General features: G+C 58.8%; 11 protein-coding genes and 2 tRNA genes. All 13 read right to left on the bottom strand.

What is annotated here, in order from left to right; all coding sequences use genetic code 11:
- Positions 1-20: 20 nt before the first annotated feature.
- The 13 genes from RVM26_RS17875 to tpiA all read right to left on the bottom strand — a co-directional run bounded on the left by RVM26_RS17875 (position 21) and on the right by tpiA (position 16,846).
- Entirely contained in the window at positions 21-4,994 is a 4,974-nt protein-coding gene (locus tag RVM26_RS17875; protein ID WP_498939970.1) for a diguanylate cyclase, read from the bottom strand.
- 198 nt (positions 4,995-5,192) lie between these two features.
- The gene (locus RVM26_RS17870) at positions 5,193-6,362 is read right to left on the bottom strand and encodes an MFS transporter (RefSeq protein ID WP_498939968.1); all 1,170 of its coding nucleotides are present in this window, start codon (positions 6,360-6,362) and stop codon (positions 5,193-5,195) included.
- Positions 6,363-6,480: 118 nt separating this feature from the next.
- Positions 6,481-8,643 carry a polyribonucleotide nucleotidyltransferase gene (gene pnp, locus RVM26_RS17865; protein ID WP_081193556.1) on the bottom strand — a complete coding sequence of 721 codons (2,163 nt, stop codon included), beginning with the start codon at positions 8,641-8,643 and terminating at the stop codon, positions 6,481-6,483.
- Positions 8,644-8,780: 137 nt separating this feature from the next.
- Positions 8,781-9,050 carry a 30S ribosomal protein S15 gene (gene rpsO, locus RVM26_RS17860; RefSeq protein ID WP_016915928.1) on the bottom strand — a complete coding sequence of 90 codons (270 nt, stop codon included), beginning with the start codon at positions 9,048-9,050 and terminating at the stop codon, positions 8,781-8,783.
- A 118-nt stretch (positions 9,051-9,168) separates the two neighbouring features.
- Positions 9,169-10,089 carry a tRNA pseudouridine(55) synthase TruB gene (truB, locus tag RVM26_RS17855; protein ID WP_016915927.1) on the bottom strand — a complete coding sequence of 307 codons (921 nt, stop codon included), beginning with the start codon at positions 10,087-10,089 and terminating at the stop codon, positions 9,169-9,171.
- Positions 10,089-10,502 (bottom strand): ribosome-binding factor A, encoded by a 414-nt coding sequence (gene rbfA / locus RVM26_RS17850; protein ID WP_498939965.1) that lies wholly within the window; start codon positions 10,500-10,502, stop codon positions 10,089-10,091. Before rbfA ends, truB begins: the two co-directional genes overlap by 1 nt.
- A gap of 17 nt (positions 10,503-10,519) precedes the next feature.
- On the bottom strand, positions 10,520-13,060 hold the full coding sequence (gene infB, locus RVM26_RS17845) for a translation initiation factor IF-2 (RefSeq protein ID WP_498939963.1): 2,541 nt from the start codon (positions 13,058-13,060) through the stop codon (positions 10,520-10,522).
- 27 nt (positions 13,061-13,087) lie between these two features.
- Positions 13,088-14,602 (bottom strand): transcription termination factor NusA, encoded by a 1,515-nt coding sequence (gene nusA / locus RVM26_RS17840; RefSeq protein WP_026001951.1) that lies wholly within the window; start codon positions 14,600-14,602, stop codon positions 13,088-13,090.
- 68 nt (positions 14,603-14,670) lie between these two features.
- Positions 14,671-15,132, bottom strand: coding sequence for a ribosome maturation factor RimP (gene rimP / locus RVM26_RS17835; protein WP_016915923.1), 462 nt, complete (start codon positions 15,130-15,132; stop codon positions 14,671-14,673).
- A gap of 283 nt (positions 15,133-15,415) precedes the next feature.
- Positions 15,416-15,492: transfer RNA gene (locus RVM26_RS17830), tRNA-Met, on the bottom strand.
- 123 nt (positions 15,493-15,615) lie between these two features.
- Positions 15,616-15,702: transfer RNA gene (locus RVM26_RS17825), tRNA-Leu, on the bottom strand.
- A 30-nt stretch (positions 15,703-15,732) separates the two neighbouring features.
- Positions 15,733-16,092, bottom strand: a complete 360-nt coding sequence (secG, locus tag RVM26_RS17820) for a preprotein translocase subunit SecG (protein ID WP_445011297.1) — start codon at positions 16,090-16,092, stop codon at positions 15,733-15,735.
- 4 nt (positions 16,093-16,096) lie between these two features.
- Entirely contained in the window at positions 16,097-16,846 is a 750-nt protein-coding gene (gene tpiA / locus RVM26_RS17815) for a triose-phosphate isomerase family protein (RefSeq protein WP_498939960.1), read from the bottom strand.
- Positions 16,847-16,879 lie beyond the last annotated feature (33 nt).

Genomic DNA, 16,879 nt, shown 5'->3' with positions numbered 1-16,879 from the left:
CTAGCACAGGTTGGGTAACATTAGCCGTCAGCGTCAAACACACAGGTACGATTTTTACCCAGCCCTTTCGCCCGGTACAGGGCCTGGTCGGCACGAGAAAGAAGTTCGACAGCGTCGACTTGATAACCAACGCTCAACCCCATGCTCAGGGTCACCCGAGACGCGACCGAAGAGACTTGATGGGGAATGGCGCACGCGTCAATGGCTTGGTGTATCCGTTCGGCAATACTCAGGGCACCGTCACGATCCGTATCGGGCAGTATGATCGCGAACTCTTCGCCGCCATAGCGTGCCACGAGATCGTTAGGCCGCTTTACCACGGAGGCTAGACACTCTGCTACGGCCATCAAGCACTCATCTCCCGCCTGATGCCCATAATGGTCGTTGTACGCCTTGAACTCATCCAAGTCGCAGATCAGCAGGGCAAGGGGCAATTCATGCCGTTTGCAGTAGAGATGGTGTCGCTGCAGCACCTCGTTGAAATGACGACGGTTGCTGATACCGGTCAAGCCATCGGTCGTCGCTAGCGTTTGCAGACGCCGGTTGGCATCCTTGAGCTTTTGCTCGGCCAATTTGCGCTCACCGTTCTCTTTCGTCAGCCGCTGATTCAGATGAACAATGGTGTCGTTTTGCTTCTGTAACGCTTGCTTCTGCCGTTCGATATCCTGGGTGCGCTCCCCCACCTTCTGTTCCAGCTTCTGGTAAACCAGCGCGTTTTCAATCGAAATAGCGATCTGCCCACCGAGATAGCGCAACAAGGCAAAGCGATCCTGGGTAAACACCCCTGCCGCGCTATCGTTTTCCAGATAAACGATTCCCTTGACCTCCCCTTGAATCATCAAAGGCACGCATAATACCGACAGCACGCGATAGCGCGTAAAGTAGGACTCGTTGGAAAACACGGCATAGCGGCAGGCATCGTCCAACAGGATGGGCGTTTGCGTTGCGATCACATAGTTGATGACACGCAGTGGCAAATCACATGCCTGAGCGTAGGGCAGGTTCTGCATCACTTGAATGACATCTCCCTCGACCGAGACTTCTGCCTGAATCAGGTACTGCTGGTTATCCCGCAGCATCAGCACACAGCGCCGCGCCAAGGTATTTTCCTGCAAAATGGTCATCAAGGTTTTAAGCAGTCGCGGTAGTTGGCGCTCCTGGCTGATCACCTCGACGGCCGACGAGAGACCATCGAGGTCGAACTGACCGGACTGATGAGCAAAACGGAAGCCATCCCCCTGGGCGTATCGGCTATCGACGCCCCACCTTTCGGCCAGTTGCTCCTTTTCCAACCGATGGCTCTGGGCTGCCACGCGCTGTGCTTGACGGGCATACAGTTGCTCGAGTAATTGATGCCCAACGATTTGCAGATTGAGCTGACCGTAAAACTGCGCGGTCATACATGCCTCCTGAAAACACGCAATCGCCTTACCCACACACCCAGAAAGCCGATAACGTTCACCTTGCAGTAACTGCGCCCTTGCCAAGAAATTATCCGGGCGCTGTTTGGCCCATCGATGCAATTTTTCTTCATAACGCTTGATGCGCAGATGATGTCGACGCCGTCCCAGCCGTCCACCGGTTCGCAACGTTTGTGCCAGCACCAGCGCATGCACAAAACAGTGTTCGGCCGCGTGCAGCATACCCTGACTATCTTTCATATAACTCTGACTGATGACAGCCACGGCGGCCGCCTCTTCATAATGACCATGAAAATATAAGACCCACATTTTGTTGACGAAATACATATGGGCCAAATGACGCAAACTCGATTGGTTCAGCGCACTCACATAAGCGCTTTCATCGAAATTATCGTGGCTGAAGTCTGGCAGCATAGACGAGGGAGAACGCAGATTGAGTATCGCCTGGCGAATGCCTACCAGCACGTGCACATGCTGCCGTGCATCGATGCGCTGCAACGTTGCCAGAAAATCATCGCAGCGATGCAGCAAGGACTCTAACGGTTGTCCTCGCATCAATTGGCTCTGCAGTATGGCAGCCGCTGCACATCCCACATGAAACCAGTCGCCGATATCGAGCCCCCGCTCGTAGGCACGCATCCAGAGGCGCTCGGTATCACTGGCAGGATGCACCCAAGAGTGAGCAAAGTAGCCATATACGAAGGGAACTTCAGCACTCTGCATCTGATTGTTATAGTGCTCGAGCATCGCCATTGAGAGGCGCCCATACTTTTCACCCTCCTCAGCAACACCGCGAATACCGCCAAGGAAAATCACACCGAACACCATGTATCCCACCACCGCTTCCCGCGTATTACCATGACGCAGGCACAAGCCAACTTGCTTCGCCGCCAGGGCCACACACAGCTCAGGGCGGAGCTGATAGGCCGCTTTTTGCATGGCTGACAGTAAGCGTATCTGATCGCAGACAGCCGCATCATTGGCCTCGGGAATCGCTAGCAGCGTCTCTATGGTGGCTCCCAGCAACTTGCGCTTCAAATGCACATAATCGGCCGCAAAGTTCAGTGGATGAAAGCCAGCCGGCAGCCTAAAGCCGAGGTGAGCCAGCGCTTCCCGTCCAGTGTCGAAGGCTTGCTGAAACTCACTGCAGTCGGTATAGAACTTGATCAGCAGTTCATAGATTCGCGTACGTTGGCGAGCATCGACGCTGGTGTCGAGCGCCTGGTGATAATGGCTGAGGGCCGCCGACTTTCGGCCACAAAGGTGCTCGCACTCCGCCCGCTCCTTCAGTATCTCCGCGTGTCGCTGTGGATCCGTCTCTCGTGGTAGTAGAAGCGCCATGGCTTGCTCGACGTACTTTAGGGCAAGCTGAAAATCGCCGTTTTTTTTTGCAACCTCACTCGCCTGCAGGTTCAACTGGCCCACCTGAGCCAAGAGCTGCGTATCGACAATGTGCGACAAGGCGACATTGTAGTGATGCACGCACTCCATCAAGTGAGCTTCAGGCGGTTGGCTCTCCATCAGGCACTGTGCAATCGACAGATGCACGCGCTGAGCGGTTTGCTCATCCATCAGTCCATAGGCGGCTTGCTGTATGCGATCATGGGTAAAGGCATACTCCTTGGATTCCGCCACGCGTGGCACCAACCAGCCATCGGCTTGGGCATCGGCCAGTAGAGGCTCGACGGCCACATCGGGTAACAACTGTTTCAAGAGACCGACACCAAACTGGTTGCCGATACACGCGGCTGTTTTTAATACCTGCTGCCCCTCTCGCAGCAAAAATGTCAGCCGCCCTGCCAGCAATTGCACCACGTTTTCACTCGCGGGTATGTGGTGCAACTGCTGCAGATCGAGCCTCCAGGCTAACGCCACAGGGTCGAACCGCAGCACGCCTTGCAGCTGACACTGGCGCAAGTACTCTGACACATACAGCGGGTTACCTTGGGTCTTCTCCACGATGGTCACTGCCAGCGCCTCGGCTTCCTCACTCGAGAGTTGGAGGCGTTTCTGCAACACATCACCAATCAAAGAGGCACCGAGCGGCTCGAGCGGTAGATCCAACAGTCCTGTGTCCTGTTCTTCGAGACGCGCTAAAAAGCCGCTCAGCGTCGTATTCATGCTGTCGGCATCATCCCTGAACGCCATCACCACCACCACCGATCTCAGGTCATGGCGAACCGACTCCAGCCACTCAAGCGTGGCTGCATCCGCCCACTGGCAATCATCGAGGAACAGACATAAAGGAAGGTCGAGGCTGGCCAGGGTTTGCACGAAACGGCTCAATAAGCGCTGAAGGCGTACCTTGGCATCTTCCGCAGGCAAGGCGACAGCCTTGGGCGTCTCTCCAATGAACCACGTCAACTCGGGCAGCGCCTCCACCAGAATACCGGCATCACTGCCCAAAGCGTCATGAAAAAGAGCCCCCCAACGCCTCACCTGCTCGGACGACTCGGATAACAGCTGCCTCAACAGTTGCTGTAGCGCAGCGAACAACCCTTGAAAGGGACTGTTGGAGGCATACTGGTCGAATTTCGCTTGGACAAAATGGTAGCGCCCTACCATGGACAGCTGTGCGGCATACACTAAACTGGACTTACCGATCCCCGAGGCACCATGCACCAGTACCGTTGTCAAAGGTTGACCAACGGCTTGCTCCAGTGCATCGACCAATCGCTGTAGGGAAACCTCTCGACCATGGTGCTCTCCCTGACTGAACAGGCGGCGAACGTCTTCCAGCCGATCGATTTGGAAATCTGCTTGGGGTGCTTCGACCTCCCGCCTGCCTAAACAGATTTGCAAGTCGACGGCCACTGCGGCCAGCGTTTGATAGCGCCGACGCTGATCGGTCGCCATCATTTTCTCCACGATTCGTATCACGACCGGCGCCAGCTCGGGACATAAGTGCTGTAGGTCGGCGTAACTCGACGTCCCTGCCGCCTGTTTGTCCACGACGGGCGCTTGCCCAGTCAACATCAGCCAAAACAGGGCACCCAGGGCATATATATCACTGCGTTCATCGACCGGCGCGCCCGAACGAGGGTGCTGCTCTGGAGCCTGATAAGGATCGCCGCGTAAGGCCTGATACGGGTGCTGGGTGCTTTCGTCATGCCCCGAGCGTGCTCTTAACCCTAGCAGCCGAAAATCAGCCGAATCGGGGCTGAGCAAAAGATGTTCAGGTGATAGTCGCCCATGGATACATCCGGCTTTATGAATCGCTCGCACCGCCTCGACCAGCGCCACCGCCAAGCGCAAAAATCGATCTTCCGTGAACGAGTGGTGCGCCAGCCATTGATCAAGCGGCTGGCCTTCGAAATACTCCCGCAGCAGCACGGGGGTGTCGTTCCAAGAAAATAGCCCTTTAACCGCAATCAGCTTGGCATCAGGGAACTGTCGGCAATGATCGAACTCGTGGCGAAGCATGTCGGCATGCGACATCCCCGGCATCGACCATTTGCTGCGTTTGATCACGACAGATTCAGCGTAGAGCTTTGCCAGCCAAAGCGCTGACGATGCCGTCTCCTCCAGCAAGGTAATGTCTTTGAGTTCGTTCGCAGATAAGGACAGTTCCATGTACTACCCAATGCTTAACATAGAGAAGTCAACGAGAGGCTAACTCAAAATAAAGTCAACTATACCACCGAACTCACGGCGATGCTGCCTATGCTCACCAACATTAGCCGTACCGGCGCCCTCCTAGGCTTTGGCTGGAAAAAGGCAAACGAGACCAGACAGTGCCCCAGCGACTCATGATGCATCACGACTGGCCGCTCAACGACTTTTCTCTGCTAAAAGGCGCGATGGCGTCCGCCAGACCAACAGCGCCCCCAGCAGGAAGAGCCCTGATGAGGCCCACATGGTCACCGGCAGGCTGGTGCTGTCCACCACCTGACCGCCCACCATGGCGCCCAGGCCAATCGACATATTGAAGACAAACGCCATCAGCGCCGTGGCGGCTTCCGTATTGGGAGCCGTGCGCAGAATCCAGGTCTGGATGCTGACCGAGACACTGCCAAACACGGCGCCCCACAGCATCAGCAGCAGCACGCCGCTGGTCGGCTGCACGCCCAGCAGCGGAAACAGCCCGACTACCACCAGCAGCAGGCTGGGGATGACCAACACCGCCCGATAAGGATGGCGCCCGGCAAAGGCCCCAGCGGCGATATTGCCCAGAATGCCTGCCGCCCCATAGAGCAGCAGCAGGCTTCCTACATGCCGCTGGGCCACGCCGCTGATCTCCTGCAGGATCGGACTGATAAAGGTGTACGCCACGAAGTGCCCGACCACCACCAGCCCGGTGGTCAGCACGGCGACCCGAACGCCTCGGTTTTGCAGCTGCTGCGCCAGCATGCGCAAGCGCACCGGCTCCCGGGGTGGAAGCGGCGGCAACCACACCCATAGCGCCACGGCGGTGAGCAGGCTCATGCCCCCAAGGGCGCCGAAGGCCACCCGCCAGTGGCTGGCATCCCCCAGCAGGGTCCCCAAAGGCACGCCCAGCACCGAGGCTGCTGCCACGCCTCCGAAGATGATGGTCATGGCACGGGCCACCTGATGCGCCGGCACCAGGCGCGGCGCAATGCTGCCAGCAATGGCCCAGAAACCGCCAATACTCATCCCCACCAGCACCCTGGCGGCCAGGAGTAAGATAAAGGTCGTGGCCAGGGCCGACAGCAGGCTGCCAATGACCATCACCACCATCATCAGCGTCAGCATGATGCGGCGGTCCAGACGGCCGACGGCCACCGGCAGCAAGGGGGCGGAAAACGCCGCCACTACTCCCGGCACGGTGACCATCAACCCAGCCATGCCGGGGGTCACGCCCATGTCTGCAGCAACCTGCGAGAGCAGCCCAATGGGCAGCTGCTCGGCGGTTACCAGTAAAAAGATGCCGATCATCACGGCGACCACCGCCCACCAGCGCGGTGACTCCTGCTGCTCCATGCTGCTTCCTCTGTATGGGTCTATCAAAATACGTGGGCTTCAAATATGCGGGGCTACCAAACGACACCGCCCCCACAGCCAAGGGCTGCGGGGGCGGTGGTCATACGCGGGTGGCCGATTAGCCTGCGATATCCGCCTCGGCAGCGGCAAACGCGGCCTTCTCTTCCTCGGTGATCTCTTTGATCGAGAGCTTCACGCGGTTGCGGTTGTCGATATCCAGCACCTTCACGACGACGTCGTCACCTTCGTTGAGGAAATCGCGCACGTTGTTGACGCGCTCGGCGACGATTTGCGAAATATGCACCAGGCCATCGGTACCCGGCATGATGTTTACGAAAGCACCGAAGTCGGCGATGCGCACGACCTTGCCCTGGTAGAGCTTGCCGATTTCCGCTTCTGCCGTGATGGCCAGTACGGTATCGATGGCCTTCTTGGCCGCAGCCTTGTCTTCGGCATAGATGCGCACGGTGCCGTCGTCATCCAGGTCGATGGACGCGCCGGTGTCTTCGCAAATCTTGCGGATGGTAGCGCCGCCCTTGCCGATGACGTCACGGATCTTGTCCGGATCGATCTTGATGGTGGCCATGGAAGGCGCATTCTCGGAGACATCGGTACGGCTTTGGCTGATCACGGCGTTCATCTGCGCCAGGATACCGATACGCGCATCGTGAGCCTGCTGCAGCGCGGTTTCCATGATCTCTTCGTTGATGCCTTCGATCTTGATGTCCATCTGGAGGGCAGTAACACCCTCTTCAGAACCCGCCACCTTGAAGTCCATGTCGCCCAGGTGGTCTTCGTCACCCAGGATGTCGGTCAGCACCGCGTAGCCGTCTTCGTCCTTGACGAGACCCATGGCAATACCCGCCACCGGGGCTTTCAGCGGAACGCCTGCGTCCATCAGCGCCAGCGAGGAGCCACAGACCGAGGCCATGGAGCTGGAACCATTGGATTCGGTGATTTCCGACACCACGCGAATGGTGTAGGGGAAATCTTCTTCGGAGGGCAGCATGGCCTGGACGCCACGACGAGCCAAACGGCCGTGACCGATTTCACGACGCTTCGGGCCACCCATGAAGCCTGCTTCACCCACCGAGTAGGGAGGGAAGTTGTAGTGCAGCATGAAGCGGTCTTTACGCTCGCCTTCCAGCGACTCGATCAGCTGCGAGTCGCGCAGCGTGCCCAGTGTCGCCACGGCGATGGCTTGGGTTTCGCCACGGGTGAAGATGGCCGAGCCGTGAGTCTTGGGCAGCACACCGACTTCGATGGCCAGCGGGCGCACGGTGACGTTGTCGCGGCCGTCGATGCGCGGCTCGCCCTTGACGACGCGAGAGCGCACCACGCGCTTCTCCAGCGCCGCAAAGGCCCCCTTGACGTCATCGGCACTGAACTTGCCTTCCGAGGAGTCACCTTCTTCAGCCACCAGCTGGGCCAAAGCAGCCTCTTTCAGCTCGGCCAGCGCATCCTGACGCGCCATCTTGTCGGTAATGCGGTACGCATCGCCCACTTTAGCTTCGAACGCGTCGGCCATGGCGGTTTTCAGCGCCACGTTTTCGGCGGGCGGCTGCCAGTCCCAGCGCGGCTTGCCTGCTTCAGCGGCCAGTTCCTTGATGGCGTTGACCGCCACCTGCATCTCCTGGTGGCCGAACAGTACGGCCCCCAGCATTTCGTCTTCCAGCAGTTCCTGAGCTTCCGACTCCACCATCAGCACGGCGTTTTCGGTACCGGCCACCACCATGTCCAGCTCGGAGGTGGTCAGCTCTTCGACGGTGGGGTTCAGGAAGTAGCCCTGCTCTTCGTTGAAGCCCACGCGCGCAGCGCCAATCGGGCCATTGAACGGAACGCCTGAGATGCTCAGCGCTGCCGAGGTGCCCAGCATGGCCGCAATATCCGGATCATGGTTGCGGTCAGTCGACAGAACGGTACAGATCACCTGCACTTCGTTCATGAAGCCCTTGGGGAACAGCGGGCGAATGGGGCGGTCGATCAGCCGTGACGTGAGGGTCTCTTTCTCGGTGGGGCGACCTTCACGCTTGAAGAAGCCGCCAGGAATCTTGCCGACCGCGTAGGTCTTTTCCTGGTAGTGCACCGAGAGCGGGAAGAAGGATTGGGCGGGATTGACGTCTTTCTTCGCCACCACCGTACACAGTACGACGGTCTCGTCCATGGTGACCATGACGGCACCAGTGGCCTGGCGAGCGATACGCCCAGTTTCGAGGGTGACGGTGCTACGACCGTATTGGAACGTTTTCTTGACCGGATTCACGGCGACTTCCTTTAACATTAATAGCTACTTGTCTTTTCGCTTGGGTCGTTTTGACTCGCCACCATTCTAGGCGTTGACGCGGCTGACGGCTACCTCAAACAAAAAAACGGGCAGCTCGCAAGGAGCTGCCCGTTTTGAATCGTTGCCGTTACTGCTTAGCGACGCAGACCCAGTTTCTGGATCAGAGACTGATAACGCTCGAAATCCTTACGCTTCAGGTAGTCCAGCAGCTTACGACGCTGGTTTACCATGCGGATCAGACCACGACGAGAGTGGTGATCCTGCTTGTTGGTCTTGAAGTGGTCCTGCAGGCCATTGATGTTGGCGCTCAGCAGTGCAACCTGCACTTCAGGGGAACCGGTGTCGTTGTCGCCGCGGCCGTATTCGTTGACGATTTCGGCCTTTTTCTCAGCGGTTAATGCCATCTGTCTCTCCAGTAAGCAATATGCCTAAAAATGAATGGGTGAGACCACGCATATTTGCAGTCTCAAGCTGCTATTTTCGCGTAAATCGCCGCATCCTTGCAACGTTTTCACGGCGAAATTACGAACGAGCGACCGTACTCAACAGTCGCTTGGGAGCCACTTCCTGCGGCCCTTTTACAACGCCAAGGCCGATAAAGGTCTCGGCGTGATAAAGTCGTGCCAACGCATCTGCTGCCAACTCGCCACTGGCCAGCTGCACCGACTGCCCGTGGGCCAGCCTGTCATAGGCAGCATCGTCCACGCTGAGCGATGGCAGATGATCCACCAGCACATCGACGGGCATCAGTTCCGCCTCGCGATGGGCCTGACTTGCCAGCGCTTCCAGCGCCTCCAGGGTCCACATGGCGTCGCCACCGAAGGGGCCGGTCTTGAGCCTGCGCAGTTGACTGATGTGGGCACCACACCCCAGCGCCAGGCCAATGTCTTCGGCCAGGGTCCGGATGTAAGTTCCCTTGCTGCAACTGACTTCCAGCTCGAAGGCATGACCCTCGAACGCCAGCAGGCGCGCATCATACACGCTAACCCGCCGTGCTGCACGTTCAACCTGCTTGCCCTCGCGCGCCAGCTCGTAGAGCTTCTTGCCCTGGTGCTTCAACGCCGAATACATGGGCGGCACCTGGTCGATCTCGCCACGAAAGCGGACCAGCACGGCCTCCACATCCTCGGCTGTGAGGCTTGGCACCTCACGCCGCTCGATGACGTTACCCTCGGCATCGCCGGTGTCGGTGATCACGCCCAGTTCGACCCGGGTGCGATACATCTTGTCGGCTTCCAGCAGGTGTGCGGAAAACTTGGTGGCTTCCCCCAGGCAAATGGGCAGCAAGCCCGTTGCCATGGGGTCCAGCGTGCCGGTATGCCCGGCTTTCTGCGCCTCGAACAGACGGCGCACACGCTGGAGTGCATGGTTGCTGGAAATGCCCTTGGGCTTGTCCAGCAGCACCACGCCATTCACCGGTAATCCGCGACGGCGACGAGCCATTAGCGCGTCTCCTCACCCTGGGCGCCGGTGTCGTCCTCGTCATCTGATTGGCGGGCACGGTCGGTAGAGACCGCCTCGTCGATCAGCGATGAGAGGTGCTGGCCACGCACCACGCTTTCATCGTAATGAAAACGCAGCTCGGGCACGTGGCGCAGCTTGATGCGCTTGGCAATCTGGCTTCTCAGAAACCCCGAGGCGCGCTTGAGCACCTGCAGGTTTTCCTTGATACGCTCGGGCTCCTGTTCACCCAGCAGGGTGACATAGATATCGGCGTAGCCCAGGTCACGGCTGACGGCAGCGCCGCTCACCGTGATCATGCCAAGACGCGGGTCTTTTACTTCCCGCTGGATCAGTACCGCCAGCTCCTTCTGGAGCTGGTCGGCTACCCGGTCGGTACGCTTGAATTCGCGCATGTTGACTCCTCGCTGCCTTACAGGCTGCGCTCGACCTTCACTTGGTCAAAGACTTCGATCTTGTCGCCGACCTGAACATCGTTGTAGTTCTTCACGCCGATGCCACACTCCATGCCGTTACGCACTTCCTGTACGTCGTCCTTGAAGCGGCGCAGCGATTCGAGTTCGCCTTCGTAGATGACCACGTTGTCACGCAGAACGCGGATACGCTTGCTGCGGGAAACCGTGCCTTCGACGACCATACAGCCGGCCACCGCACCGATCTTCGGCGCGCGGAAGACGTCGCGTACTTCGGCCACGCCCACGATCTCTTCTTTCCACTCGGGAGCAAGCATACCGCTCATCGCCTGCTTGACCTCGTCGATCAGCTGGTAGATGACGCTGTAGTAGCGCAGATCCAGACCTTCACGCTCGATGATCTCACGGGCTGCGGCATCGGCACGTACGTTGAAGCCCACCACAATGGCTTCCGACGCCAGCGCCAGGTTGGCGTCGGTTCCGGTGATACCACCCACGCCGGAGGAGACCACCGCCACTTGCACTTCGTCGGTGGAGAGCTCTTCCAGAGCGCCCTTGATGGCTTCCAGTGACCCCTGAACGTCGGCTTTGAGGACGATGTTGACCTTGGCCACTTCGTCCTGGCCCATCTGGCTGAACATGTTCTCCAGCTTGGCTTTCTGCTGACGCGCCAGGCGCACTTCGCGGTATTTGCCTTGACGGAAGTTGGCCACTTCACGGGCTTTCTTCTCGTCGGCCACGACCATGAAGTCGTCACCGGCATCCGGCGTGCCGTCGAGACCCTGGATCTCGACCGGCATGGCGGGGCCAGCGGTATCGACCTGTTGACCCAGCTCGTTGGTCAGCGCACGAACGCGACCGTAGTGCAGGCCTGCCAGCACGATATCACCCTTCTTCAGCGTACCGTTCTGAACCAGCACGGTAGCCACCGGGCCACGGCCTTTGTCCAGGCGAGACTCGACAACGACACCTTTGCCAGGCGCCGACGGAACGGCTGTCAGCTCAAGCACTTCGGAGGCCAACTGGATCGCTTCCAGCAGGTCTTCCATGCCTTCGCCGGTTTTGGCGGACACGTGAACAAACTGCGTGTCACCGCCCCACTCTTCGGAGATCACGCCGTGCTGTGACAGCTCGTTACGAATGCGGTCGAAGTCCGCGCCCGTTTTATCGATCTTGTTCACCGCCACGACCATGGGCACTTCAGCCGCTTTGGAGTGCTCGATCGCTTCAACGGTTTGCGGCATCACGCCATCGTCGGCAGCCACGACCAGGATGACCACGTCGGTGGCTTTGGCACCACGAGCACGCATGGCGGTAAACGCCGCGTGACCGGGGGTATCCAGGAAGGTGACACCGCCGTGGTTGTCTTCCACGTGGTAAGCACCGATGTGCTGGGTAATACCGCCCGCTTCGCCGGTGGCGACCTTGGCACGACGGATGTAGTCCAGCAGCGAGGTCTTACCGTGGTCAACGTGACCCATGACGGTCACCACGGGTGAGCGGGTGATCTCTTCACCTTCGTAGGAGATGCCTTCCAGCATTTCCGTTTCCAGCGCGTCATCCTTCACCAGCTTGACCTTGTGGCCCATCTCTTCCACGACGATCGCCGCAGTATCCTGGTCGATGGTCTGGTTGATGGTCACCGCCGCGCCCATGGTGAACATGGCCTTGATGACTTCGTTGGCCTTGATCGACATCTTGTCGGCAAGCTCGGCAACGCTGATCGATTCAGGGATCGAGACTTCACGCACGATCGGCTGAGTCGGCTTCTGGAAGCCGTGCTTGCCGTTGCCGCTCTGGCTTGCGCCGCCACGACGACCACCACGGCGCTCGGCACGCTTGACCTTCTTGCCGCCACCGCCACGCTTGCGCTCTTCGCGATCACCGCGATCGTCGTCATCGTCGCGGCCTTTTTTCTTGGCAGCGGTTTTCTTGGGCGGTGCCGTGCGACGGTCGGTACGACCTTCCTTCGGCGGTGCAGGCGGCAGGTCTTCACCCGTCGGTGCATCGTCGATTTCCAGGTCAGGCACGGCGATGTCCGGCACTTCTGCCGCCTTGACCTTGGCTTGCTCTTCCGCCGCTTTGCGTGCAGCGTCTTCAGCCGCCTTGGCTTTTGCGGCAACGGCTTTCTCTTCCGCCGCCTGGGCTTCCTGCGCTTTGCGCTCGGCTTCCGCTTCGGCCATGTCGCCTACCAGCTGGCGCGGGCCAGAGTGCTGGGGCTCGGCAGCCTTGGGCTTCTCTTCTTCACGCTTGACGTAGGTCTTCTTCTTGCGCACCTGAACTTCGATGGTTTTACCGCGCTCGCCGGTCTTGATGCGGCTACGGGTTTTACGCGTCAGGGTGATGCGGTTCTTGCTCGGCTCGTTGTCGCTGCCGCCGTGGCTCTTCTTCAGAAAGCTCAGCAGCGTCTGCTTGTCTTCTTCAGACACGGCATCGCTTTCCGAGGCGTGCTGCAAACCGGCTTCTTTCATCTGTTCCAATAGGCGGGGCACATCGCGGCCCACCTTCACTGCAAAATCTTTAACTGTCATATCCGACATAGTGACCCTCCTCAGCCCGTGACCTGTTTACTGTGTGTTCGAATCCGATGTGTCGTCGGTTTCGAACCAGGGCGCACGGGCAGTCATGATCAGTGCCGCTGCGCGCGCTTCGTCCAACTCCTCGATATCGACCAGATCGTCGACAGACTGCTCGGCGAGATCTTCCATTGTGACAATGCCGCGGCTGGCGAGAATGAAGGCCAGGTGGCGCTCCATACCGTCCATTTCCAGCAGGTCATCCGCTGGTTGGGCACCGTCCAGCGCTTCTTCCGAGGCAATCGCCATCGTCAGCAGCTCGTCTTTTGCGCGTGCACGCAGCTCTTCCACCAGCTCTTCATCGAACTCTTCGATTTCGAGCATCTCTTCCAGCGGCACGTAAGCAACTTCTTCCAGGGTGGTGAACCCTTCTTCAACCAGCAGGCGGGCAACGTCTTCGTCCACTTCCAGGTGCTGAACGAACGTGTCCACCAGGCTGTCGATTTCCTGCTCGCGCTTGGATTCCGCCTCGTCTTCGGTCATGACGTTGATACGCCAGCCAGTCAACTCGGACGCCAGGCGCACGTTCTGGCCGCTGCGACCAATGGCCTGGGCCAGGTTGTCCTGGGCGACCGCCACGTCCATCGCGTGGGCGTCTTCGTCCACCAGAATAGACGCCACATCGGCAGGCGCCATGGCATTGATGACCAGTTGCGCCGGGTTGTCATCCCACAGCACGATATCGACGCGCTCGTTCTGCAGTTCGGAAGAGACCGCCTGCACCCGAGAACCACGCATACCCACACAAGCGCCCACCGGGTCGATACGGCGGTCGTTGGTTTTTACCGCGATCTTGGCCCGAGAGCCGGGGTCGCGAGCCGCCCCTTTGATTTCGATCAGCTGCTCGGCGATTTCCGGCACCTCGATCTTGAACAGCTCGATGATGAACTCCGGGCAGGTACGCGACAGCTGCAGCTGGGCACCACGGGCATCCGGGTCCACCTTGACCAGCAGCGCACGCACTCGCTCGTTCATGCGGTAGCGCTCGCCGTGAATCATCTCGTTGCGCGGCAGGAACGCTTCGGCGTTCTCGCCCAGGTCGATGATCAGGCCATCACGGGTGGTTTTCTTGACGATACCGGCCACCAGCTCGCCTTCACGGTCTGCGTATTGACGCACGACCTCGGCACGCTCGGCTTCGCGCACCTTTTGGACGATGACTTGCTTGGCAGTTTGTGCCGCAATGCGGCCAAACATGGCGTTTTCGATCTTCTGCTCGACCACATCGCCCAACGCCAGCGGCGGATCCCGCTGCTCGGCGATGCTCTGCTTGATTTCGTAGTCGGGCGTCTCGAACTCATCGTCTTCCACGACGGTCCAGTAGCGGAAGGTGTCGTAGTCGCCGGTTTTACGGTCGATACGCACCCGCACATTGGCTTCTTCCTGCTCGAAACGCTTGCGCGACGCGCTGGCCAGCGCGGCTTCTACCGCTTCGAAAATTACATCACGGGGGACGCCTTTTTCGTTGGAGATCGCGTCCACGACCATTAAGATTTCTTTACTCATGCGTATGCCTCGCCAGAAAACCTGTCCTTTTGTGCGCCGACCCGGCATCTACCGGAAGCCGCCACCCGTTATTCTTCGAACTGCGGGACAACGTGCGCAGCGTCAATGCTTTCAATGGGAAAGCAGTACTCCTCACCTTCCATTTGCAGCAGCACTTCATCCCCTTCGACCCCAGCCAGCAGCCCCTGGAACTTGCGCCGCCCATCGAAAGCGAGGCGTAGCTTCAGCGCCACCTGATGGCCCTGGTAACGGATGAAATGGTCCAGAGAATAAAGGGGGCGTGCCATACCGGGTGACGAGACTTCCAGGCGGTACTCGCCGGGAATCGGATCTTCCACATCCATCACGGCACTGACTTGACGGCTGATGTCGGCGCAATCTTCCACGCTGACACCACTCTCGCGCTCGATATAAATGACCAGCCGCGAATGCTTGCCCTGGGAAACATGCTCGATGCCCCAAAGCTCGAAGCCCATGGCGGCAACGATGGGTTCGATAAGCGCATGAAGCGCAGCGTGTTTTGTGGCCACAGACAAAGCTCCTATAGCCGTTGCATCAGGCACCTGGCCAGGAGTCTTGATAAAAGCCAGGAGGCTGATTGGCATTACCTGGGAATGTGTCTCTGGCTACTGAACAACGTCCGCACGTGAGACACTCTTGGCTCGCAAAAAAGCTACTAACAAAAAGCCCCTTCACAGGAAGGGGCTTTTCGAAAGAAACCTGTAATACCATTTTAGCAACATGTTGCGATCTTTTCGCTGCCTCGAAGCAAATTGCGAACTGCTTCACGACACTGCAATGTTGCTAAATAAATGGTAGCGGGGACCGGATTTGAACCGATGACCTTCGGGTTATGAGCCCGACGAGCTACCAGACTGCTCCACCCCGCATCAATCTAGGTCGACGATAATAGACACTTAAACTACTGACGTCAAGTGCTGTTTTCGTCTCAGGTGCCAACCCTGACTTTCTTTGGCAAATACTCTGGGAAGCTGGCAAGCCAGCGAAACAGATGGTGCCGAAGGCGGGACTTGAACCCGCACGACCATACGGTCACTACCCCCTCAAGATAGCGTGTCTACCAATTCCACCACTTCGGCATCAGGGGAGGCCAAAGAAAAGGCGGCGGATTACTCTCCGCTTTCCTCAAGCACTGGCGCGGTATTATCCATACTTGCAGGGCTGTCGTCAAGCGTAGGAATGCTGCGCTGCTGCTCGATCAGGCGTGCGTCGGGGATGCCCGCTTCCGGTGCCTGGCCTGCCTGGGTAGCAAAGTACGCCAGCGCCATGGAGGTGACGAAAAAGCCCGCCGCCAGGACACCCGTGGTGCGAGAAAGGAAGCTACCGCTACCCCGTGAGCCAAACACCGTTTGCGATGCGCCGCCACCGAAGGCAGCTCCCGCTTCAGCGCCTTTACCCTGCTGAAGCAGGATGAGTACTACCAGGGCGACCGCAATCACCACATGAACCATAAGAATTGCAACTTGCATGGCGTTATCCTGCTGACTGACAAATGGCGTAGAAATCGTCGGTTTTAAGCGAGGCACCGCCCACCAAACCGCCGTCGATATCCGGCTGAGCAAGCAGCTCTGCCGCATTACTTGCATTCATGCTGCCGCCGTAAAGCAGCTTCAACTGCTCGGCCAGCGACGCATCGAACCCTGCCTGGTAGGCACGAATACCTGCCATGACTTCCTGAGCCTGCTCCGGCGAGGCCGTGCGCCCGGTGCCGATGGCCCAGACAGGCTCGTAGGCAATCACCACCTGACGACGCTGTTCTGGTTCCAGTCGCGCCATGGCGTAGCCCACCTGGCGCAGCACGACATCCATGGTCTGACCGGCGTCGCGCTCTTCAAGGGATTCACCAACACATAGAATCGGCGTCAAACCGACATCCAGCGCGGCCACCAGGCGATTGAATACCTGCTCGTCGCTTTCACGGTAGAGCTGACGGCGCTCGGAGTGGCCCACCAGCACGTAGCCAACGCCAAACTCCTTGAGCATGCGGCCACTGACTTCACCGGTATGCGCCCCGGCGTGCTGAGGATTGAGCGTTTGCGCCCCCAGCGCCAAAGGCGTATCACCAAAGGCCTGACGCGCCATGTCCAGGTAAGGAAAAGGCGGAATAATCACCACCTCGACACCTTTCGGTAGCGTGGCGGAAGCAAACGTTTTACCAAACGACTCGATCAATGCCGCCGAACCGTTCATTTTCCAGTTACCGGCAATCAAGGGCGTGCGCATGGGTGATCCTCAATCCAGGTGGAGCGAAATGGT

This window comes from Halomonas sp. KM072, assembly GCF_050710315.1.
GTDB lineage: Bacteria > Pseudomonadota > Gammaproteobacteria > Pseudomonadales > Halomonadaceae > Vreelandella > Vreelandella hamiltonii.
This window is presented reverse-complemented; position numbering and strand designations above follow the sequence as displayed.